This window comes from Nannocystis exedens, assembly GCF_002343915.1.
In the GTDB taxonomy this organism is placed as follows: Bacteria; Myxococcota_A; Polyangia; order Nannocystales; family Nannocystaceae; genus Nannocystis; species Nannocystis exedens.
Map to the genome: position 1 here is coordinate 9,459,636 of NZ_NETK01000001.1, position 22,953 is coordinate 9,482,588.

The window sequence follows — 22,953 nt, forward strand, 5'->3', positions numbered from 1 at the left end:
AGAGAGTTCGGCGCCGTCGCGGCGAGCCGACGAGCTCACGCGAGGTCGCGACTCGCGGCCGTCGACGCGACGGCGGCACAGTTCGGCCGACTGGCGATCGCTCGGGGCCGCCGCGGCGCTCAGCCGACCGGAAGGTCTTCGCGGGCGAGGCGGTAGCGCGGTTGCGTCGCGGCGCTCTCGCCGACGGCGAGGGCGATCGTGAAGGGGCCGACGCGGCCGAGGAACATCGCGCCCGAGATGATCAGCTTGCCGGCGACGGTCAGCGAGCCGGTGATGCCGGTCGACAGACCCACGGTGGCGAGCGCCGAGATGGCCTCGAGCGAGAGCTTGAGGAAGGGCTGGTCCTCGGTGAGGGTCAGCAGCAAGATGATCGTCAAGGCGATGCCGCTCATCATCACCAGCACGGCGGTGGCCTTGCGCAGCACCTCGGGGGCGATGGCGCGGCCGCCGAGCTCGGGCTCGCGCCCGCGCAGCTCGGCGCGCAGGGCGGCGACGACGGTGGCGAGGGTGGTGGTCTTGATGCCGCCGGCGGTCGAGGCGGGCGAGCCGCCGATGAACATCAGCGCGCAGGTGACGAGGATCGTCGCGTCGCGCAGGACGGCCATGTCGTAGGAGTTGAAGCCGGCCGTGCGGGTGTTGACCGAGGCGAACAGGGCGGCCATGAAGCGGCGGCCGAAGCCCTGCTCGGAGGCGGGCGCCAAAGCGTTCGAGAACTCGAGCGCGTAGATGGCGACGGTGCCGGCGACGATCAGCGCGAGGCTCATCGACAGGACCACGCGGGTGGTCAGCGACAGCCGCGCGGGCGCGGGCGCGGAGCGCTTGACGAGGCGGACCAGGCGGCGCCAGCCGTGACGCACCAGCTCGACCATGACCGGGAAGCCGAGGCCGCCGAGGACGATAAGGCCCATGATCACGGTCTGGACCCCGAACTCGCCGGCGAACTGGGTGATGCTGCCGGGGAACAGCGAGAAGCCGGCGTTGCAGAAGGCGGAGATCGCGTGGAACACGGCCATCCAGGCCGCCGAGTGCTCGCCGAGCCGCGGGTCGCCGACCAGCAGGAACCACAGCAGCAGCGCGCCGATGGCCTCGACGACGAAGGTGCCGGCGAGGATGCCGACGACGATCTTGCGCAGGTCGGCGACGGTGCGGGCGTCGAGCATGGCGGCGTAGCGGAGCTGGCTCTGCAGCGAGCTGTTGTTGCTGAACGCGAGCGCGAGCGCGGCCACGGTCATGATGCCGACGCCGCCGAGCTGGATGCCGGCGAGGATGACGCCCTGGCCGAACGGGGTGTAGACGGTCGGCACGTCGTTGACGGTCAGGCCGGTGACGCACACGGCGCTGGCCATGGTGAACAGCGAGTCGACGTACGAGGTGTGCGCGGCCTCGGTCAGCGACACCGGCAGGGTGAGGAGCAGGCTGCCGACCATGATCATCGCGGCGAAGCTGCCGATCAGCATCATGGCTGGCCGCTGGGACATGTTTAAAAGGACATGCCCCGTGCGCTCGGGGGCGATCACCAGGCCGCCGGCGACCGCGGCGAGGGTGGCGAACACGAGGTCGTAGGTCTTGAGCGCCGCGATCCCGCTGGCCTCGATCGTGCCGCCGAACTGACCGGTGAGCGCGAGGGTGCGCGCGAGCAGGAAGCCGAGCAGGGCCAGCAGCAGGCTGACCTCGAACCACAGCACCCCGCCCATGCCGGCGGCCTTGCGGCGGGCGAAGATCATCTGCCGCACCTCCTCGGCGACCGCGAGGGTCACGCCGGCCATGGCGAACACGATGATGAGGCCGGTCCAGGACGAGGCGACGGCGACATCGAGGGCCACGACTCCGAGCGCGACGAGGAGGACGAGGACGCTGCCGATCGACACCGCGCCACTATACCCGTCGAGCCCGCTAGACTGGGGCCGCATGCGCGCTCGTCCCGCCCCCGGCGTCCCCCTCGTCCTCGCCCCGCTGATCCCGCTGCTGCTCGCGCCCGTCGGCTGCGCGAGCGCGGTGTGCAGCAAGGTGCGGGCCGATCGCGAGGCCTTCACCCGCCGCGCCCCCGCGCCCGGTCCTCACCTGGCGCTGGCGGTGCCGTACGCGACGCTGAGCCAGAGCGTGCAGCGCTCGCTGGCCGACCTGCCGCAAGTGCGGCTGCCGCTGCCCGACCTCGGTCCGGTCGATCTCGGATCGCTGGCGGTGGCGATCCGCAGCGTCGCGTTCCGCCCGGCCCCGGCGGGCAGCGTCGGCGCGCGCGTGACCGTGGCCCTCCTCCATCAGGGCAAGCCGGTCACCGCGCTCGAGCTCGACGCCGTGGTCGCGCCGCGCCTCGACCCGCAGGCGGGCAGCGTGCACCTGCGGCTCGGCGCGGCCGACCTGCGCGAGGTCAGGCCGAGCCTGCCGCCGGCCGAGCGCAAGCGGTTCGCCGAGTTCCTGCTGTCGCTGGTGCCCGGGGCCGCGCGTGCGCTGGTCGGCCGCGAGCAGGTCGAGGCGCTGGCCGAGGCCTTCCTGCGCGAGCTGGTCGGCGGGCGCTGGCCGCAGATCCGCGACGGCATGCTCCAAGGGACAGACGACCTGGTCGACGTCGAGATCGACCTCGGCGACGTCCCGCTGACGAAGATCGAGCTGAAGAGCGGGGCGGCCGACCTCGAGGTGTGGGCCCACGCGGCGCTGCCGGCGGCGGCCCTGTCCTCTGGGACAGCTCGGCCCGCGGGCAGCGACGCGCGCCTGGTCGGCCTGCGGATGTCCGGCGGGGTGGCGGCGGCGCTGGCCAACCGGGCCATGGCGAGCGGCCAGATCCCCGCGCGCTACAACCGCGACGGCGCCCCCGACCCGCGCGGCGAGCTGCTCGCCGGCGTCGACTGGCGGGCCGGCGAGCGGCCGCTCAAAGTCCACGCGTGGAGCACCGAGGGCACCTGCGCCCGCCTCAGCTTCGGCGGCACACCGAAGGTCGCGGCCCGCGGGGGCGAGCTGGCGGTCGACGTCGCCGACGGCACGCTCGAGGAGGTGACGGGCTCGCTGCGCGTGCGCGCCGCGGTGTGGTTCTCCGGACTCGGCCGTCAGACCTTCGCGGTCAGCGAGTCGATCGCCGACGCGATCGAGTTCGAGATCCTCGGCGTCGACTACCGGGCCCGCGTCGTCACGGCCGCGGTGTCGCGGGCCGAGCTCGAGTTCTCGCTCGCGTTGGCGGAGGCCCCGCAGCCCGCCACACCCCGTCGGTGATCCGGAGGAGGGAGTGATCCGCCGTGAGGCGCTGCACGCCTCGCGCAGACGAGCGCAGGCGCGCCGTCTGCTGCTGCCTCGATTGTGTTGCCCCTTACAAAAACTTCAATGTGACAGTTGTCCGAGGGACGAAACCGATCTCTGCTGGCAGATTTATCCACAGATCCAATTGTGGCGAATTCGTGCCTTCAGGGCACGCTAGCGCGCATCGGACGGGATGGAAGTCCCCCGGAGGACGGGGCCGTCGCCGGGCCCGGCGGTCGGTCTCGGCGGGGTCGGCGGCGCCCTGCGCTTTCCGAGTACCGAAAGCGAACCAGTGTGCATATAGTCCGGCCGTACAGCCGCTCGCGGAATCGACCGCGGCGTCACCATGGAAGCTGCTCCATGAAACAGCCGATGCGAACGAGAAGCCGCCGCTGCCCCCCCAAGATTCTGGGCAACACTGCGCGGGCCCCTCAGCCGCTCCGCTCGATCGCTGGCCCGAGCAACACGCTCGGAGCCGCTCCTCCCTCCGGTAGACCCGGGGTGCGTAATTTCCCCAGGCAACGGCACGCAGCGCCCCTCGGCGAGTGCCATCGCTCGATCGCCGTCGCCAAGTACCTCGCCCGCCGCAGCGAGGCCGCCGCCAAGGCCGAGCCCGCTAGCGCGAACGGCCGAAAAGGCAAGCGCAGGCCCTGGCGCGGTCGTCCCGGCCAGGAGTCTCCGGGGCTCGAGTACAGCCCCGCGGTGACCCGCCCCGCCACGCCGCCGCGCGAAGTCGGCGCGAGCACCCCCGACCTGACCCCGTGGACAGCTCGTCGCAATGCCGCCCGTCTGTGCGTGCGCGACCGCGTCCCGGCTCGCCCGCGTCCGTCGCGGGTGCTCGCCGAGCTGGTGACCGACGCCACGCCCTGAGCGAGCCGACAGTTTTTGGACGAGGCGCACCAAGGGCGGCCCGGGCAATGGTGCTCGGGCCGCCCCCGTCCAATTTCGCGGCCCGAGGCGCGGCCCCGAGCTGACCGATCGGACCTGCCCCTGGTGACATGCATGTCGGGGCATGCACGTCGGAGCATGCCCCGAAGTTCAGCCCGCCGACGCGCCCCGCTCCGGCACGAAGCGCAGCGACAGGCCGAGCAGCACCGCCGCCGCGGCGATCACGGTGCGGTCGTCGAGGCGCTCGCCGTGCCACAGCGCGGCGGTGGTGGCGGCGATGATGAACTGGACGTTGATGAACAGCCCGACCAGCGAGGTCGGCAGGCGGCGCAGGGCGTAGAGGTTGAGGATGTAGGCGAGAGCGGTCGGGCCGACGATGACGAGCGCAGCGACCAGCCACACGTACCCGGGCACGGCGGCGAGGTCGGTGGCGACGACCGCGGGCAGGCCGACGACGGCGATCATCGGCAGCGAGCAGGCGTAGATCGCGGCCGAGAGGGTCAGCGGGTCGGTGGTCTCCGAGACGCGCTTCGACAGGGCGAGGAACAGCGAGTAGGCGCCGGCGTTGCCGCAGATCAGCAGGTCGCCGCACAGGACGGTGTCGCTGAAGCGCTCGGCGACCGCGCCGTCGCGGGTGCGCAGCCAGGCGCCTGTCCCGACGGCCAGCTGGTCGACGCCGAACAGGGCGGCGATGCCGACGGCCCCGAGCGCGACGCTGACGAGCTTGCGCCGGGTCAGCCGCTCCTGGCCGAGCAGCACGCCGAGCGCGAGCGTCTGCGCCGGCACGGTGGCCATGACCAGGGCGCCGTGGACGGCGGTCGAGCGCTGGATGCCGGCGTTGAAGAGGAGCTGGTTGAGGACCACGCCGAGCAGGCCGAGCACGGCGAGGAGGCCCCAGCCGCGGCGCGGCCAGGCCTTGCGCAGGACCAGCGCGGCGCCGACGAGCAGGACGGCGCCGCCGAACTGGCGGATCGTGGTCCAGGCGATCGGGTCGAGGTGGGTCGTGAGCTCGCGCGCCGCGCTGTAGTGGGTGCCGAACAGCAGCTGCACGCCGAGCAGCGCGGCGACGGCCCGCGCGGTGTCCTGACCGGATGATTGCAAGTCGCGTGACGGTAGCGGAGGCAAAGGTCCCGGTCGATGTCGGCGCGAGGCCTACGCGACGGCCTGCAGGCGGCGGGAGGCCCGCGAGTCCCGAGCGCGTGGGCCTGCGAGAGAGCGGCGCGCGTCGCGTCCACGCTTCCGGGCGCTGCGTGGGGAGCCGACGAGTCGCTCGCGCATGCGCCGGCGAGCAGACCGTCGCATCGGTGAGCGCGGTGCTCGTGGCGGACATTTGCCCGCATTGCGCGCTCGCGGCGAATCGAGCGAGTGATGCCCGGTGGTCGCCGTCGGGGGAGGTCGCCGGGCGCGGGCGGTCAATCGTCGGAGTACGAAAGTGCCGTGAGGTGCGTCGGGCGTGGTGTCGACATTCGACGCCGAGGCCGGCGGCCCGGCCGTGCGCGCATACGACGGACGGTTCACGGGAGCAGACCGAGGCCCGTCCTCGCGGGGACGTCGGGGTCCTGAGCGCTCCCGTCGCGAAGCACATGTCCCGAGGGACATGTTTGTTCGACACCGCTACTTGTGCAGCTCGCCGCGGCGCAGGCGCTTGTACAGCTCGAAGGCCTCGCGGATGACGACCAGGGCCTCGGCGGTGCCGAGGATGTCGTCGATGACGACGGTCTTGTTCTCGAGGATCTTGTAGTCCTCGAAGAAGCGCCGGACCTCGCGCATGACGTGGTGGGGCAGCTGCGACTGGTCGGTGTACTCGTTGAACCACGGGTCGTGGGTGCTGACGGCGACGATCTTGTCGTCGATGCCCTTGTCGTCGCGCATGCGCATGACGCCGATCGGGCGGGCGGTGACGATGCACAGCGGGTGGACCGGGCTCTGCTGCAGGACCAGGATGTCGAGGGCGTCGCCGTCGTCGCAGTAGGTGCGCGGGATGAAGCCGTAGTTGGCGGGGTAGTGGACCGCGCTGAACAGCACGCGGTCGAGGCGGAGGAAGCCGGTCTCCTTGTCGACCTCGTACTTGTTCTTGCTGCCCTGCGGGACCTCGATCACCGCCGGGACGTGAGGGAGCTGGCCTTCGTCGACATAGATGTCGTGCCAAGGATGCATCGCGCGGAGCGTGGTGCGGACCGCCTGCGCCTGTCAAGCAATCGCGCGCGGATCGCCGCGCGCGTGGCCGCTGCGTCGCCGAGGCCGTCGCGGCGGAAGATCGCCCTCACACCGCCCCGGCGCCGGGCGCGGCGAGATCGCGCCGACGTCAGCCGCGGATCTGCAGCCGCTTGAGCGCCTGCCGCAGGCCCTCGCCCGACATCTCGGCGGCCCGGGCGGCTTTGGCCTTGGTCGGGTGCTGGGCCAGGAGGCTGGTGAAGTAGAGCCGCTCGAACTCGTCGACCGCGCGGTCGTGCGGCAAGAGCAGCAGGCCGTCATGGGCGACGGCCCGCCGCGCGCTGACCTCGGGCGCGAGCGACAGATCGTCGGCGGTGATCTCGGGGCCGTCGGCCATGACGTGGGCCCGCTCGATGACGCTCTTCAGCTCGCGCACGTTGCCGGGCCAGGCGTGGGCCTGCAGCGCGGCGCGGGCCGACGGCGACAGCCGGCGCGGCTCGCCGGCGCCGGCGCAGCGGCGGAGGAACAGCTCGGCGAGCAGGACCGCGTCGTCCTCGCGCTCGCGCAGGCCCGGGACCTCGACCCGCACGTCGGCGATCCGGAAGAACAGATCCTGGCGGAAGCGGCCCTCGGCGACCATCGCCCGCAGGTCGCGGTGGGTGGCGCACAGGACCCGCACGTCGACCTTGCGCGGGTTGCGTTCGCCGACCCGCACGACCTCGCCCTCCTGAATCACGCGCAGCAGCTTGGCCTGCAGGTCGAGCGGGAGCTCGCCGATCTCGTCGAGGAAGATGGTGCCGCCGTCGGCCTCCTCGAAGCTGCCGGGGCGGTCGCCGACGGCCCCGGTGAAGGCGCCCTTGCAGTGGCCGAACAACAGGCCCTCGGCCAGCTCGCGCGGGATCGAGGTGCAGTCCTGGACGACGAACGGGCCGGCCTGCCGCGACGAGCGGTTGTGCAGCGCCCGCGCGACCAGCTCCTTGCCGGTGCCGGTCTCGCCGCCGATCAGCACGCGCAGGCGGTCGCCGCGGGTGGCGAGGCGCTCGAGCGTGGAGAACAGCTCGCGCATGGCGGCGCTGCGGCCGTACAGCTCGTCGAAGCGGTCGATCGCCGGCAGCGCGACCTGGACGTCGTCGGTGCCGAGCAGGCGGAAGGTCGACTGCCCGGCGCGGAAGACCGTCTGCGCGGTGAGCCAGACCTCGCGCACGCGCACGTCGCCGACGTGGACGCCGTTGGTGCTGTCGAGGTCGCGCAGCAAGAGGCCGCGCGGGGTGACGGCGATCTGGAAGTGGTTGCCGCTGACGTGGGTGTCGGTGAGGACGATGTCGTTGACCGCGTCGCGCCCGGCGGTGATGAGCCGCCGGTCGGACAGGTCGACGTGGAACTCCTTGCCGCGATCGGGGCCGTCGAGGACGCGCAGGTTGACCCGCCCGAGCCGCTGGTAGCTGCGGGAGAAGTGCGGGACGGCGGCGGTCGGCTCGAGCGGTTTCTCGCGGGAGTTGCTCACTGCGAAGACGGTGACTCCGGCCCGCAAGGTAGCACGCGGCCGCGCAGGCCGGCTAGAGCGGCCTCGGGACAGGTCCTTCGGGACAGGTGAGCGCGCGGCGAGGGCGCGCCGGGTGCAGGAGAGGCGTCGCGCGCGGGCGAGCCGGGCCGTGCAGGTGATCGGGGACAGGCCGAGCGCCGAGGGCCGCGGCCGGCGGGCGGCGAGGCACAGGTGCTTCGGGACAGGTGGGCGCGTCGCCGGCGAGGCGATCGAGGGGGAGGGGCGTGGCAGGTGCCACGGGGCAGCGCGAGCGTCGCGCCGGACGAGACGCGCATGTCCCCGAGGACATGTCGCGGGAGCCAGCCGCTCAGGCCGGCTCGATGCGGGCCGGGTCGGGCGAGCCGGCGTAGAGGCCGGCGACGTCGGCGGCGCGGCGGCGGAGGACCGCGCGCTGGTTGATGTAACCCTTGTCGGTGATCTCGCCGGCGTCGATCGCCGGCGGCTCGGCGAGCACGACGGCGGCGGCGAGCTTGCGGCTGCTGCTGCCGGGGTTGGCGGCGTTGTGGGCCGCGAGCGCTGCGGCCAGGTGGGCGCGGATCCGCGGGTCCTCGGCGTACCTGTCCGCGGGGACATCCGGGGCGATCGCGCGGCAGCCGTCCGGGTTCAAGAATACCAGCGCGGCGGCGGCGGAGCGGCCCTCGCCGGCGATCACGACGTCCTGCACGACCGGCGCGGCGGCGGCGATGAAGGCGACCCGCAGCGCGCCGGCGCTGACCCACGTGCCGCTGGTGAGCTTGAAGTCCTCGGCGACGCGGCCGTCGAACACCACGCCCTTGCGCGGGTCGGTCGGGTCGGCGAGGCGGCCGGCGTCGCCGATGCAGTAGTAGCCCTCGTCGTCGAAGGCGGCGGCGGTGAGCTCGGGCTCGCGGTGGTAGCCGGGGGTGACGTTGGGCCCGCGCACCCGCAGCTCGAGCTTGCCCTCGCGCGGGACCAGCTTGAGCTCGCAGCCGGGCGCGGGCAGGCCGATGATGCCGGCGTGGTCGATCGGGAAGTGGACGCTGGTGACGAGCGGCGACGTCTCGGTCGAGCCCCACGCCGAGGTCATCAGCACGCGCCCGGCCGCGCCGGCCTGCTCGGCGACCGCGGCCAGGCGGGCCCACAGGTTGGGCGGCAGGGCGGCGCCGGCGTAGAAGATGACGTCGAGGCGGGAGAAGAAGCGCGCGCGCAGGTCGGCGTCGCGCTCGAGGTAGGGCAGCAGCACCTCGAAGCCGCGCGGGACGTTGAAGTAGAGGGTCGGCGGGACGGCGCGCAGGTTGGCGACGGTGCGCTCGATGAGCCCGGGCGCCGGCTTGCCCTCGTCGACGTAGAGCGCGCCGCCGTGGTAGACGGCCATGTTGAAGTTGTGGTTGCCGCCGAAGGTGTGGTGCCAGGGCAGCCAGTCGACCAACACCGGCGGGCGGGCGCGCAGGAACGGCCAGCACTGGGCGATCGCCTGCTGGTTCGAGCACAGCATGCGCTGGGTGTTGATCACGCCCTTGGGCCGGCTGGTCGAGCCGGAGGTGAACAGGATCTTCGCCACCGTGTCGGGGCCGGTGGCGGCGTGGGCGGCGTCGGCGTGCTCCAAGGAACATGTCTCGGAGAGCATGTCGGAGAGGACAGCCTGGCCGGGACCGGGATCGCGGCCGACCACCGCGGGGGCGCCGACGGCCGCGAGCGCGCGGGCGAAGCGGACCCCGTCGGCGGCGAACACCAGGCCGGGCTCGACCTGGACGGCGATGTGACGCAGGTTCTCGAGGTCCTGCGAGACCAGGCTGTAGGCCGGCGAGACCGGGACCGCCGGCACGCCGACGTACATGGCCGCGAGCTGCAGCAGGGCGTTGTCGACGCTGTTGTCGGACAGCAGCATCAGCGGGCGCGCGGCCGACAGCCCGCGGGCCAGCAGGGCCGCGCCGAGCCGGCGGATCTTGGCCCACGCCTCGCCGTAGGTCAGCTCGTACAGCGGGCCGTCGCGGCGCTCGCCCAGCAGCACCCGCTCGGGCGCCTCCTCGGCCCAGCGGCGCAGCGCGGCCGCCAGCGTGGCCGGGTAGGGCTGCAGCGGCTGCGGCGAGCGCAGCTCGATCACGCCGCTCGCGCGGTAGGTGACGACGACCTCGGCGGGCGCCAGCTCGAGCGACAGGTGCTTGGGGTCGGTCATGGCTCCTCGGGGCGGGTGGGCGAAGGGCGGGGGTCGGTCGGGGCTCCTCGGCGCGTCGGGGACCACGAGCTCAGGGGGCACGGCTCATCGGCGCGGGCGGGCCTGGGATGGTTGAAGAAACATGTCCTCGGCGACATTGCAGGGTGGACATGTCCTCGGATACAGGCGCGGAGATCAGCCGCAGGCCCAGCGGCCGAGGGTCTTGAGGCCGTCGGGGCCGCGGGACTCGAGCGACAGCGAGAAGCCGTCGTCGCCGTAGGTGTTGAGGTAGAGCTCGCGCGGGCCGTCGCCGTCGAGGTCGAGGGCGCCGAGCAGGGCGTAGCGCTCGCGCGTGCCGGTGCGCGAGCGCAGCAGCACCGGCGCGCCGGCGGGCGGGACGAGGAACAGGCCGCTGAAGCGGAGGTCGGCCTCCTCGTCCCTGGGGTCGGGGACGACGGCGGCGACGACCTCGTCGGGGCTGCCGTCGCCGTCGAGATCGAGGCGGGTGCGCTGGTCGATGCGCGGCTTGATGGCCTTGAGGCCAGGCGCGGCGGCGGCGATGGCCTCGGCGATCCGGGCCCGCAGCTCCCTGGGCGCGTCGCGGTCGACCTCGGCCGGCGGGGTCGGCGTGACGTAGACGAGGCCGTCCTTGAGGCTCGTCGGCACGACCGCGTCGCCGCGCAGGGCCTCGGCTGGGGCGTCGATCACGAGCGTGGGCTCCGGCGAAGTGACCCCGGGACAGGCAGCGACTGCGCGGCCCACGACCTTCGCGGCCGCGCCGCTCATCAGCCACACCTCGGTGCCGACGGGGGCGATGGCGAGGCAGTCGGCGCCGGCGGCGAATCGCTTGCCGGCGTCGAGGAAGCAGGCGAGCGGCGAGAGGCCGAATTCGCTGGCGACCAGCAGCGCGCGGCCGGTCGGCGGGGACGGGGTCTCGGGCTCGGGCGCCGGGGCGGGGGGCGGGGGCGGGGGCAGGCGCGGGCGGAGGAGGCGGCGCTTCAGCGCCGCAGCCGACGAGGAACGAGACGAGCAGCGCGAGCGGGACGGACCTCATGGCCGCGCCACGATACCACGACCCGCGTGCGGCCCGCGGCCGTCCGGACGCGCGTCCGGCCGCGGCTCGGCGCGGCGGCAGGGCGCGTGGAGCACGAGGAGAGGACAGCGCGCGGCCGGACTGCGTCGATGTCGGCGACGCGCGCCGCGGCGGAGGACGAGCGGACGGCCGCGCGTCGCGACTGCCGGCCGGCAGCAGCGGCCGATGTCGGCGGGTCGGGAGGGCGAGCTAGAAGCCGGCCTGCAGCTGCAGCCGCAGCTGGTCGGCGACGCCGGCGGGCAGGCCCGGGCCGTACTGGCGGAAGTAGTCGAGCTGCAGCTTGAGCGAGTGACGATAAAAGTAATAGTTGAGGCCGGCGCCGTACTCGTCGAGGCGACCGAGGCTGGTCTCGACGCGCCGCGACGGGCGGACGCCGGACGAGCGGGCGGTGACCTCGAGGCGGGTGCGCGGGATGAAGAGGCCCATCTGCGCCGTCCAGCCGACGCCGTTGCGGGCGGCCTCGACGGCGACTGGCTCTCCGAACATGTCCTTTGCGTCACCCGGCAGGCGCCAGCCCTGACGCCAGTAGAAGTCGAGCAGCAGCGACATGCCGGCGACCTTGAACATGGCGTCGACCGTCAAGTTGTTGCTGCGCATGGTGCCGCCGTCGGCGAAGGCGGTGCCGCTGATGGCGCGGGTGCGGTGGTCGCGGTCGCTGAAGGCGTAGGCGGCGCCGACGGCGAGGCGCGGCGTCGCCTTGCGCTCGAAGTCCGCCTCGCTGTAATCGTCGAACATGCCGAACGGCAGGTAGTCGACCCGGGCCATGTACGTCAGGCCGAAGTCACTGGCCTTGTAATAGTCGTAGCCCTCGCCCAGGAACACGCCGGCGAAGTAGCGCAGCTTGCCGAGGCCGGCGACGTCGGGCGAGCTCACCTGCACGCCGATGTCCTGGTCGAGCGTGAACTCGTAGCTGGCCGACGAGTTGTCGACCATCTGCAGCTTGGCCAGCGGCGCCATGCGCTGGCGCGCGTACGGGACGAAGAAGAAGCCGGCCTGGACGTTGGCGTGGCGGAAGCGGGTCCAGGTCGTGTACCACTGGAAGATCGGCGGCCGCCGCGGCGTGCCGTCCTTGAACCCGAGGTCCTTCGGCGCGAACATCAGGTGGACGTAGTAGCCGACGTACGGCGTGAAGATGTTGCCGGACAGGATCAGGCGCGCACGCCTGAACTCGAGGCTGCTCGACCACGGCTCCATCCCGGCGGCGGGGATCGCCTCGCGCCGGACCGTGGCCAGCAGCTGCGCCCACATGTTGAAGTTGAGGGTGAAGCGGCGGTCCGGCGTGGCCAGCTCGATGCCCTTGCCCGGCCGCCACGTCGCCTTGCCGACCGGCGTCTCGGCCTGCCGCTGGGCCTCGCCCGCGGGCATCCAGGCCGGCGGCGGCGGCGGCGGCCCGCTCGGCTTGGGCAGCACCGGCGCCGGCGGGTTGGCCCACGCCCGGCCCCCGGCGACGAACACGACCAGCGCGGCGGTGTACCGGAGCGAGGCGAGGGGACGCATGCGGCGACGCGGATCACACCCGAAGCGAAGGGCGTGTGTCAAGCGCTCGCTTAACGCACGCGTTCGCGGGCGTGGTCGCGGTGACGACCCCTCGCGCCGGACATGGCCTAAAGGCCAGATCCGCTGTCCTGCGTCTCGGGCTCGTGCGGCTCGTCTTCGCGCTCGCGCACGCTGTGGGTCGGGCTGCCGTGCGAGTGGTGCCCGCCCTCGCGGCCGATCTCGGCCATGTGCTCGCGGTCCTGGCTGACGGTCTCGCCGCCGCGGCGGCCGATCATCGCCATGTGCTCGCGGTTCTGACTGACGGCCTCGCCGCCGCGGCGGCCGATCATCGCCATGTACTCGCGGTTCTGACTGACCGCAGCCCCGCCTCGCCGGCCGATGTTCGCCATGTGCTGTCGGTCCTGGCTGACGGTCTCGCCGCCGCGGCTGGCGATCACGCGCTGCCTGTCCGGGTCCATGCCTGCGAATCCGCGGGCGTCGCCGCGGCCCTTACCTCGATTGCTCGACATCGCTGTTACTCCTGCGCATGCGAGGGGTCGCGGCCGGACAGGCCGATGGTCTCGTCCCCTCGCGGGTCGACTCGCAGCGTGTGCGATGTTGACCCAGCCGCAAGTGCAGCGGCGCGGCCGCCCGGCGGCAGGTTCGCCGGCTCCCGGGCGGCGGAATCACATGTCTTTTATGACATGTCCGAACGAGCCGGTGACGGGTTCGCGCGGACCGGAACTTTCCCCGGTCCGGACCGTCTCAGGGCCGCCTCGTATGACCCCACGCCTCTCGTCGTCCGCTGCCCTCGTCGCCGCGCTGCTCGCGTGCAAGAACTCCGGCCCGGCGGACCCCGAGCCCGCGCTCCCCGAGGCGGACGTGCTCGCGGCGTTCGACCCCGCGGCCCTCGTCGATCGTCCGGGTGCGCCGCCGAGGGTTCCCACGGGCGCTCCGCTCGCCGTCCTCGACTACGCGCCGCAGGGGAGGACCGCGGGCGGCGCCGCGATCAAGATCCGCTTCAACCAACCGGTGGTCGCGCTCGGCGTCGAGCAGATCCCCGATCTCGCGCGGTTTATCGCCTTCGATCCGCCGCTCAAGGGCGAGGCGGCGTTCCAGACCCCCGACCTGCTGGTGTTCCACCCGGGCGAGGCGCTGCGGGACGCGACCACGTACACGGTGCGCTTCGCCCCGGGCCTGGTCGGACTCGACGGTCAGCGGCTGGCGCAGGGCGTCGAGTGGACGTTCGAGACGCCGCGGCCGCAGGTGCTCGGGGCCGACACGCTCCACCGCAACGATGTGGAGCTGCCGGCCACGCGGCGCGACACGCCGTTCGTCGTCACCTTCGACCACCCGACCACGCTCGCCGAGGTCCGCGCCCACCTCGTGGCGAGCGCACGGCCGCTCGCTCGCGAGGATGCGAAGCCGGCGCCGGTGCAGCTGCAGATCCGCGAATCCACCGCCGCGGAGCGCGACCAGGCCGGGTACCACGGCGACGAGCCCCGCGACGATCGCGGGCGCCACTTCACGGTCCGCCCGCAGGGGCTGTGGCCGGGCGACAGCGAGGTGGTGCTGGCGGTCACGCCGGGGCTCGTCGGCCGGCGCGGCCCGCTGCCGCTCGAGACCCCGTGGGAGGTGTCCTTCGAGACATACGGCCCGCAGGCGGTGGTGTCGCTGCCGTGCGGCGAAGAGACCCGCTGCGGGCTCGAGCCGATCCACATCGGCCTGCGCAACCCGGTGCGCGAGGGCCAGGCCCGGCACGTCTCGGTGAGCCCGCGGCCGAAGTCGCTGCACATCGAGGTCGCCGACGCCTACGACGAGTCCGGCGGGACCGACATCGAGATCCTCGGGCAGTTCGTCCCCGGCACCACCTACACGGTCTCGATCGCGCCTGGCCTGAAGGACATCTACGGCCAGAGCTTTCCCGGGGGCTTCAAGCGCACGGTGGTGGTCGAGCGCCGGCCCGAGCTGGCGCTGTCGAGCGAGAGCGGCACCCTGCTGCCCGGGCGCAAGCAGACCGTCGGGATCGAGGCGCGCTTCCTCAAGTCGCTGCGGGTGCGCGCGGCGGTGATAGGCGAGCTCGAGCTGGCGCGGCAGCCGTGGCAGGCCCTGCCGATGCCCGCGGGCGCGAGCGAGCGGACGGTCGCGCTCGCGCCGAAGGGGGCAGGCGGGTGGGCCTCGATCGCGCTCGACGTCGCCGACCTGGTCGGCGGCGAGCGCGGGGCGGTGCTGGTCGAGGTGTCGCCGGGCGAGCTGACGGCGAGCGCCGACGGCGAGCGGCCGACCGCGGTGCGCGGCCTCTATCGCCTGACCGACCTCGGGCCGGTGGTGATCGACTCGCCGACGCAGGCGGTGGTCCAGGTGCTGCGCCTGTCCGACAGCACGCCGGTGGCCGGGGCCACGGTGGCGCGGCTGGTGCAGGTCGACGAGGAGCTGACGACGCGCCCGCTCGGCGCGACCGACGGCGACGGCCTGCTCGCGCTGCCGCCTGTCTCGGAGTACATGTCCAAGGGGATCGTCAAGGCCGGCGAGGCGTCGCAGGCGCAGCAGCTCGTGATCGTCGACCCGGCCTCCGGCGACCGCACGGCGATCGCCGCGGGCGAGGTGCCGGCGGCCGAGAGCCTGGCCGCCGACCTCCGCCCGCACGAGCGGGCGATCGCCCGCGTCGTCGCCGACCGCGGGGCGTACCGCCCCGGCGAGAAGGTCAAGGTGGTCGGCTGGGCCGCGATCGAGACGCCGCACCGCAAGAGCGGCCTGAGGCACATGGCCCAAAAGACAGAGGCGACGTTCAGCCTCACCGACCCGCGCGGCGTCGAGGTGGCGAGCCGCACGGTCAAGACCACCGCGGAGGGCAAGTTCTGGGCCGAGCTCGAGCTGCCGGCCGAGGCCGCGCTGGGCCGGTACACGGTCGCGGCGCGGGTCGGCGGCGCCGAGGCGCGCGAGACGATCATGGTCGAGGACTACCGCGTGCCCGAGTTCCAGGTCGCGGCCAGCGTGGCCCGGCCCGATGTGCTCGCCGGCGACAGGGCCGAGCTGCGCGTCAACGCCAGCTACTACTTCGGCGGGGCGGTGCCGATCGTCCTCCTGATGCACCAGGCGACCTGCACCCCGCGACGCTGGCGCCCGCCGGGGCTCGACTCGAGCTGGGTGGTCGGCCGACCGCTGCCGTACCGCGTCGGCACGCAGCCCGGCCCGCGCGAGCGCACGCGGCCCGACCCGGCGGCCAAGCCCGGGTTCATGGAGGTGGCGATCCCGCTGACGCTCGGGGCGGCCGGCCACCCGCACCGCTGCACGATCAGCGCCGAGGTCCGCGACGCCAGCAACCAGGCGGTCGGCGCCGAGGCGCAGCTCCAGGTCCATCCGGCCGACTTCTACCTGGCGATGGCGATGCCCGCGGGTCATCGCCGCGCCGGCGACCGCGTCGACGTGCCGGTGCGCGCGGTCGATCTCGCCGGCGCGCGCGTGGCCAAAAATGGCGTCAAGGTCATGGTCGAACGGACATGGTCCGAGGTGCAGGAGCGCGCCGAGGGCGGGCGCATGGTGTTCGCCGGCTACGTCGACAAGACCGAGAAGATCAAGACGTGCGAGCTGACGACCGCGGCCGAGGGCGCCGACGCCCGCTGCGAGCTGCCGCCGCTCGAAGAGGGCAGCTACCAGCTGCGCGCCGAGGTGACGACGGCGGACAAGCGGACGGTCGCGACCGTGGGCAGCTTCTGGGTCGCGGAGGGCAGCCGCCGCAAGTGGGTGCCGCGGCCGCAGGAGCAGAGGCTGTCGCTCGAGACCAGCGCGCAGAAGGTGACCCCGGGCGAGGCGGTCGACGTCGCCGTCCACGCCCCGTGGCGAGGCGGTCGCGGCGTGCTGGTGCTCGATCGCAAGGGCCTGCGCGAGTTCCAGCCGTTCCGCTTCGCCGACGCGGGCACCGCGAGCTTCCGCTTCACCTCCGACGACAGCTGGAGCCCGCAGGTCCACGTGCGCGCGTTCGTGGTCGCGCCGATCGACCCGCAGCGGCGGCCGCAGCGGCCCGAGGTGCTGAGCGCGAAGGCGACGGTGGCGCAGGGCAGCGAGCACCGGCGGCTGCAGGTGCGCGTCGAGGCCCCGAACAAGGCCGGGCCGGGCGAGACGATCGAGCTGGCCGCGTTCGTGCGCGACGCCGCCGGCGCGCCGGTGGCCGGCCGAGTGGCGCTGTGGGCGGTCGACGAGGCGGTGCTGGCCCTGACCGACTACGAGGTCCCCGACCTGCTGCCGAGCTTCTTGCCCGGGGGCGACGCGGGCACGACGTCGTACGACGACTACCGCGCGGTGCTGTGGCCGTACACGCCGGTCGCCGACGACCCGTGGCTGTCGGGCTCGTGGGGCTACGGGCGCGGCTCCGGGTCGGGCTACGGCAGCGGCGGCGGCGTGCACGGGGGCGTGCTCGGGGGCTCGGCCGGGGCGGTGCCCGCGGCGCGCGAGCGGTTCGAGACCACGCCGGTGTTCCTCGCCGACCTCGCGGCCGACGCCGCCGGGGTGGCGCGCACCAGGGCGGTGCTGCCCGAGAACCTGACGACGTTCCGGATCTTCGCGCTGGCCTCGGCGCGGCTCGAGGACAAGACGTCGCCGGGCCGCTTCGGCGTCGGCGACGCGCGCACCACCGTGACCTCGCCGTTCATCGTCCGCGCCGCCACGCCGCGCCAGCTCCGCCCGGGCGACGCCGCCGAGGTCGCGGCGATCGTGCAGAACTTCACCGACGTCGCCGGCCGGGCCGCGGTCGAGCTGGTGCTGCACGATGATTCAGGTACGAAGGGACATGACCTCGTGGCCATGTCGCCAAAGACAGTAGAGGTCGACGTCCCGGCCGGCGGGCAGGTGCGGGTGCCGTTCACGATCCGCGCCGACGCGGCCGGCGAGGCCAAGCTCGAGCTGCGGGCGGTGCTGCGGGCGGGCGGGCGCCAGGCGGGCGGCGACGCCGTCAAGCTGGCGCTGCCGGTCGAGCCGGAGCGCACGCTGACCGAGAAGGTGGCGATGTACGGCAGCCTCGCCGACGACCGCGCGATCGCCATCCCGGTCAAGCTGCCGGGGGCGGTGCGGCCGGACGTCGGCGGCGTGTCGGTGTCGGCCAGCTCGAGCCTGCTCGGCGGGCTCGAGGACGCCGCCGACGCGCTGCTCACCTATCCTTATGGCTGCGTCGAGCAGACCTCGAGCCGCTTGCTGCCGGTGGTGTCGCTGCTGGCGCTGCACGCGACCTATCCGCTCGGGCTGCGCGAGGACCCGCAGGTGTTCGTCAAGGCCGGGGTCGACCGGATCTTGACGATGCAGACCAGCTCGGGCGGGTTCGCCTACTGGCCCGGGAGCGACGAGGTCCACCCGTACGCCAGCGGCTACGCGACGTGGGTGCTCGGGCTGGCGGCGCGCGCCGGCTACCCGGTGCCGAAGGACGCGCTCGAGCAGGCGCTGGCGGACCTCGAGCGGCGCCTGCCGCCCGCCGACGCGCGGCAGCGATGGAGCGGCGAGCTCGAGCGCCACGCGCTGGCGCTGCACGTGCTGGCCGAGGCCGAACGCTTCAAGCGCGAGCACGTCGACGCGCTGTTCGCCCGCCGCGCCGACCTGCCGGCCTACGGGCGCGCGTTCCTGCTGATGGCGATGCACCGCGCCGACCCGCAGCGGCCGGAGGTGACGACGCTGACGCAGGAGCTGCTGGCCGACCTCGAGGAGCTGCCGGCCACGGCGCACGTGATCGAGCGCGAGGACGGGTCCGGCGGGCAGTTCTTCCACTCCGACGGCCGCAGCGACGCGATCATCCTGTCGGCGCTGCTGCGCGTCCGGCCCGAGCACGCGGTGATCGAGAAGCTGGCCCGCGGCCTGCTCGAGCGGCGGATCGGCGGGGCTTGGCGCAACACCCAGGAGAACGCCTACGCGCTGATCGCCATCACCGACTACGCCCGCGTCCGCGAGGCCGAGCCGCCCGACTTCGTCGGCCGCGCGTGGGTCGGGAGTAAACCTGTCTTCGAGGCCAGCTTCCTCGGTCGCGACCTCAAGGGCCAGGAGGCGACGGCGAAGATGCCCGACATCCTGAAGCCGACGGGCGCGGGCCGGCCCGCGCCCGCAGCGGGGCCGCTCACCGTGGTCCTGCAGCGCCAGGGCCAGGGCCGCATGTACTACCGGCTCGGCGTCGAGTGGGCCCCGGCCGAGCCGAACCCGCCGGCGCGCGAGCACGGGCTCGAGATCCGCCGCGAGCTGCGCCTCGCCGACGGGGCGCTGAACGGGCGGCCGATCGCGATCGGCGACGCGGTGGCGATCGACTTGACGCTGAGCGCGCGCACGCGGATCCGCTACGTCGCGCTGGAGGTCCCGCTGCCGGCCGGGCTCGAGGCGGTCCAGCGCGACCTCGGCAAGGGCCAGGCGGCCGCCACGCTGTCCGGCTCGCGCGGGTGGTGGGCGTCGTACGAGGAGCTGCGCCGCGATCGCGTGGTCGTGTTCGCCGACGACCTGCCCCCGGGGACACATCACCACACGGTCTTCCTGCGGGCGACCAGCCGCGGCGACTTCTCGCTGCCGCCGGCCCACGCCGAGGCGATGTACATGCCGGAGGTCTGGGGCCGCTCCGCGGGCGCCCGCGTGACGGTGCGCTGAGGGCTGGACCCCACAACGTGCGCCGGCCGCCGGCGCAGGTCGCTTGTCGGCCTCTCGCGCTCGAGGTAGACGGGCGGCAGTGACGACCGCGACAAGGCTCTTCTCCACCTTCCTCGGCGTGCTCCCGGTGCTGGGCCTCTCGCTCGGCGGGTGCAAGGAGGACGACGCCGCCCTCGACTCCGGCATCGACGGCGCCAAGCAGGGCGACGAGCTCACCGACGCCGAGAAGGACCAGTTCTGCGAGGCCGCCGACGCCTACGGCGAGCAGGTGCTGTCGGACGAGGAGTTCGCCGCCGCGATGTGTACGTATCGGGCGATCGGCGAGGCGCTGATCGCCGACGGCAGCGTCGACACCTGCGACACCCTGCGCCAGAACTGCCTCGCCAACAAGCCGGAGACCGAGCCGGAGGGCGCCTGCGACCTCGGCATCGACTGGGCCAACTGCAAGGCGACGATCGCCGAGCTCGAGGCCTGCTACGAGGAGTTCGGGGCCAGCTTCGCCGCCCGCATGCGCTCGTTCTCGTGCGCGAAGATGGCCGAGTACGCGGAGACGCCGCCGAGCCAGGACGTCGAGGTCGGCCCCGACTGCAGCATCGCCCGCGCCGAGTGCCCGTCGATCATGAGCGGCGGCTAGCGAGGGCTGTCCTTCAGGGCATGTTTCAAGGCGCCTGTCCCGGAGGCCAGGCGAGGTCGACCCGCACCGCCAGGTGGTCCGAGCCGAGCGCCGGCCCGAGCGCGCGAGCGGCGGTCACCAGCGCGGGGTCGTGGAGGCAGTGGTCGATGGCGATCCGCGGGAACACCGGGCCCACGGGCCAGCTCGCCTGCAGGCCGAAGCCGCGCTGCGAGTCGACCAGCCCGCCGTCGGTTAGAAGGCGGCGCAGCGGGGCGCTGAACGGCGAGGTGTTGAGGTCGCCGACGATCACCGGGAGCCGGCCGGCGCCCCGCTGCTCGCGGGCCCAGGCCGCCGCGCGCGCGAGCTGGGCGTCGCGCCGCTCGGCGTAGTCGCGGCTGACCGGCGGCAACGTGTGGACCGCGAGCAGGGCGATCCGGCGCCCCGCGACCGCGAGCTCGGCGGCCAGCGTCGGGATCCCGGGGACCAAATCTTCGCGCCATGTACGAACAACCATGTCCTCGAAGCCATGGCGGACGAGCAAGGTCATGCCGAAGTTGTCGGCCCGCAGGACCGACTCGAGCGCGACGTGGTCGGGCATGGCCGCCAGCGCGGCCGCCCAGTCGGCGTCGACCTCCTGCACGACCACGACGTCGGCGGCGGTGCCCGCCAGCCAGGCGACCGCCTCGGCCTTGCGCGGGTTGCTCGACAGGCCGTTGAAGTGGACCAGGCGCAGCGCCGGCTCCCCGGCCGCGAGCGGGCGCGCCAGCCAGAGCGGCGCCACCTGCCACAGCTCGGCCAGCAGGAGGAGCGCGGCCGCGACGGCGAGGCGGCGCCGGCGGAGCGCGGCGGCGAGGACCAGCGCGAGCGCGGCGGCGACGGCGTACCACGGGCGGAAGTGGCTGGCGAGGTCGAGCCGCCAGTCGAGCGCGCCGAGGTGACCCGCGAGGCTGAAGAGACATGTCCCGACGACCAGGACGAGCGAGAGCCCCGCGAGCACGCGCGCGCTCGCGCGGGCGGGGCGAGGGGCGGACGCGGAGGGACCGGGCAAGCCGGGGGACTCTAGTGCATCCGACCGGCGCGCGCCCGCCGGGCGGCGCCGATGTCCCGCAGGACAGGGCCATCGGTCCGAGGTGATGGGGCGCGGCGAGTGCTACGAAGCGTGGCGCTCCGGCGAGCTTCCCGCGGGTCAGGGCCCCCGGGCGCGCCGTGAGGCGGCGCGAGGCGAATTCGTCCATCAGAGGCGCTCCGCTGAGCTGTCCCGAGGGACAGGGGCCCGCGGCCCCCCGGCGCGGCGAGGCGAGTCGGGAGGCGCTCGCGGTGCTGTCCCGTAGGACATGTGCAAGCCGCCGCCGCGGTGCGGCCAGGCGAGCGCGTGCGTCCGCCCGGAGGCGCTCTGCTGAGCTGTCTCTCGGGACAGGTTCGCTCGCCCAGGTAAGGGTGCGCGGCGAGGCGAGCGCGCCCGTCGGATCCCGCTCCGGCCCTGCGGTCCCGAAGGACAGGCACGCAGCCGACTCAATCGCTGCGCGCGGCGCCTTCCGGCGCGAGCCCGCGCAGCAGGGCGGCCGCGTGGGCTTGCAGGGCAGCCGCGAAGTCGAGGCGCAGCGGGCGGATCGTCGGGCAGGCCAGCGTCGCCGCCAGCTCGGGGGCGGGGTGCGTCATCTGGTGCAGGCCGACGGCGGCGGCGTGGAGGTGGAGGAAGAACCGCAGGCCCTCGCCGGCGCGCAGGGCGGGGCAGCGGCGCTCGAGCAGCGCGGCGGTCTGCAGCATCTGCTGCAGCATGCCGCGGCGCCACGCGAGCACCACCGCGGGCGCGACGTTGTGCTCGAGCACGGCGTGCTGCAGCGCGAGCAGCCGGGCCAGCCGGACCCGCCCGGCCAGCGAGCGGGCCAGCAGCTCGGCCAGCGCCTCGGCGTCGACCGGCGCGGCGCCGGGGGCCAGCGCGGCCTCGACCTCGCCGAGCCACTCGCCGAGCTGCTCGAGCGCGAGCTGCAGGAACAGCTCCTCCTTCGTGGCGAAGTAGAGGTAGACTGTCCCTTTGGCCAGGCTGGCCCGGCGGGCGATGTCGGCCACCGTGACCGCGTTGTACGGCATCTCGTCGAACGCCTCGGCGGCGGCGCAGAGCAAGGCACGCCGCCGCGATTGCTTGTCCGCGTCGGCCCGCGCGCGTCGCTTCGGCGGGGCGTCTACCATCGTCCAGGGTGCGTCTTCACGGTGAAGGACCCTGGCGCCGGAGTCAACCTGCGTAGCTTCGTTCGCAGCCGCCGATCGGATGTCCCCAGGGACAGGTCACTCGCGCCCCGAAGTTCGCCATGTGCGCGCTTAGTTGCGTTCAGCTGTCAATTCGGACATCGTTCCGCGCATGCTTTCACCACGCGGCGAGCGGATCATCGACGTCGGCGGCGCGCGGCTCTCCGCGCTGTGCTTCGGCCCCGAGGACGGTGTTCCGGTGCTGGCGATGCACGGCTGGCTCGACAACGCGGCGAGCTTCGAGCGGCTCGCCGAGCACCTTTCCGGCGTCAACCTGGTCGCCCTCGATCTCGCCGGGCACGGGCTGTCCGAGCGGCGCGCCGACGGTGTTTACGTGTTCCTCGACTACGTCGCCGACGCGTCGCTGGCGATCTCCGCGCTCGGCTGGTCGCGCTGCGTCGTCGTCGGCCACTCGCTCGGGGCCGGCGTCGCGGCCTTGCTCGCTGGGACATGTCCCGAACAGGTCGCCAAGCTGGTCCTGCTCGAGGGCCTCGGGCCGCTGACCAACCCCGACGAGGCCGCGCCGAAGCAGCTGCGCGAGGCCCTGCAGGCGGAGCAGGCCGCGCGCGCCCGCGACGAGCACGGCGGTTATCGGGACGAAGAACAGGTCGCGCAGCGGCTGGCGAGCGCGACCGGCATGCGCGTCGACTCGGCGCGGATCTTGCTGCGCCGCGGGCTCGAGGCCCACGAGGGCCGAGTCCGCTGGCGGGCCGATCCCCGCCTGCGCCTGCCTTCGCGTCAGCGCCTGACGGAGGCGCAGGTGCGGGCGTTCTTCACTGCCGTCGCGTGCCCGACCCTGGTCGTGCGCGCCGTCCCGGGCATGGCCTTCGACGAGGCGCTGATGCGGGAGCGGCTGGCGCTGCTCGCCGGCGCCGCGCTCGCCGAGGTGCCGGGAGGTCATCACGTCCACCTCGACGAGCCTGCTGCGGTGGCAGCGATCGTCGGTCCGTTCGTGACGGCGGCCTGACGGCTGCGTGACAGCGTTCTGC

The 22,953-nt window shown here is 73.7% G+C and carries 15 protein-coding genes; 5 read left to right on the forward strand and 10 right to left on the reverse strand.

Annotated elements, in window-relative coordinates; translation table 11 throughout:
- Positions 1-119: 119 nt before the first annotated feature.
- A complete protein-coding gene (locus NAEX_RS36985; RefSeq protein WP_170136321.1) occupies positions 120-1,868 on the reverse strand; it encodes a TrkH family potassium uptake protein in 1,749 nt (582 codons plus the stop codon).
- A 40-nt stretch (positions 1,869-1,908) separates the two neighbouring features.
- On the opposite strand from NAEX_RS36985, the gene NAEX_RS36990 reads away from it, so the two are divergent.
- A complete protein-coding gene (locus NAEX_RS36990) occupies positions 1,909-3,204 on the forward strand; it encodes a hypothetical protein (RefSeq protein ID WP_096332176.1) in 1,296 nt (431 codons plus the stop codon).
- Positions 3,205-3,930: 726 nt separating this feature from the next.
- On the forward strand, positions 3,931-4,098 hold the full coding sequence (locus NAEX_RS51320; RefSeq protein ID WP_170136322.1) for a hypothetical protein: 168 nt from the start codon (positions 3,931-3,933) through the stop codon (positions 4,096-4,098).
- Between the two features lie 168 nt (positions 4,099-4,266).
- On the opposite strand, the gene NAEX_RS36995 is transcribed toward NAEX_RS51320, so the two are convergent.
- The 7 genes from NAEX_RS36995 to NAEX_RS37025 form a co-directional block, all read right to left on the reverse strand.
- Positions 4,267-5,217, reverse strand: a complete 951-nt coding sequence (locus NAEX_RS36995; RefSeq protein WP_170136323.1) for a DMT family transporter — start codon at positions 5,215-5,217, stop codon at positions 4,267-4,269.
- 513 nt (positions 5,218-5,730) lie between these two features.
- Positions 5,731-6,273: an inorganic diphosphatase gene (locus tag NAEX_RS37000; RefSeq protein ID WP_096332178.1), complete on the reverse strand. Its 543-nt coding sequence runs from the start codon at positions 6,271-6,273 to the stop codon at positions 5,731-5,733.
- A 148-nt stretch (positions 6,274-6,421) separates the two neighbouring features.
- A complete protein-coding gene (locus NAEX_RS37005; protein WP_170136324.1) occupies positions 6,422-7,774 on the reverse strand; it encodes a sigma 54-interacting transcriptional regulator in 1,353 nt (450 codons plus the stop codon).
- A gap of 346 nt (positions 7,775-8,120) precedes the next feature.
- The gene (locus NAEX_RS37010) at positions 8,121-9,947 is read right to left on the reverse strand and encodes a feruloyl-CoA synthase (protein ID WP_096332180.1); all 1,827 of its coding nucleotides are present in this window, start codon (positions 9,945-9,947) and stop codon (positions 8,121-8,123) included.
- Positions 9,948-10,121: 174 nt separating this feature from the next.
- Positions 10,122-10,634, reverse strand: coding sequence for a hypothetical protein (locus NAEX_RS37015; RefSeq protein WP_143141120.1), 513 nt, complete (start codon positions 10,632-10,634; stop codon positions 10,122-10,124).
- Positions 10,635-11,208: 574 nt separating this feature from the next.
- The gene (locus tag NAEX_RS52460) at positions 11,209-12,516 is read right to left on the reverse strand and encodes a porin family protein (protein WP_096332182.1); all 1,308 of its coding nucleotides are present in this window, start codon (positions 12,514-12,516) and stop codon (positions 11,209-11,211) included.
- Between the two features lie 107 nt (positions 12,517-12,623).
- Entirely contained in the window at positions 12,624-12,974 is a 351-nt protein-coding gene (locus NAEX_RS37025; protein WP_177326015.1) for a con-10 family general stress protein, read from the reverse strand.
- A 301-nt stretch (positions 12,975-13,275) separates the two neighbouring features.
- On the opposite strand from NAEX_RS37025, the gene NAEX_RS37030 reads away from it, so the two are divergent.
- Entirely contained in the window at positions 13,276-19,104 is a 5,829-nt protein-coding gene (locus tag NAEX_RS37030) for an alpha-2-macroglobulin family protein (protein WP_096332183.1), read from the forward strand.
- A 79-nt stretch (positions 19,105-19,183) separates the two neighbouring features.
- Positions 19,184-19,738, forward strand: a complete 555-nt coding sequence (locus tag NAEX_RS37035) for a hypothetical protein (RefSeq protein WP_096332184.1) — start codon at positions 19,184-19,186, stop codon at positions 19,736-19,738.
- Between the two features lie 25 nt (positions 19,739-19,763).
- On the opposite strand, the gene NAEX_RS37040 is transcribed toward NAEX_RS37035, so the two are convergent.
- Together NAEX_RS37040 and NAEX_RS37045 are read right to left on the reverse strand one after the other, a co-directional pair.
- Positions 19,764-20,765: an endonuclease/exonuclease/phosphatase family protein gene (locus tag NAEX_RS37040; RefSeq protein WP_211302538.1), complete on the reverse strand. Its 1,002-nt coding sequence runs from the start codon at positions 20,763-20,765 to the stop codon at positions 19,764-19,766.
- Between the two features lie 464 nt (positions 20,766-21,229).
- The gene (locus NAEX_RS37045; RefSeq protein WP_096332186.1) at positions 21,230-21,907 is read right to left on the reverse strand and encodes a TetR/AcrR family transcriptional regulator; all 678 of its coding nucleotides are present in this window, start codon (positions 21,905-21,907) and stop codon (positions 21,230-21,232) included.
- Between the two features lie 169 nt (positions 21,908-22,076).
- Here NAEX_RS37045 and NAEX_RS37050 point away from each other — a divergent pair, with 169 nt between their 5' ends.
- Entirely contained in the window at positions 22,077-22,931 is an 855-nt protein-coding gene (locus NAEX_RS37050; protein WP_096332187.1) for an alpha/beta fold hydrolase, read from the forward strand.
- The last annotated feature ends 22 nt before the right edge of the window (positions 22,932-22,953 follow it).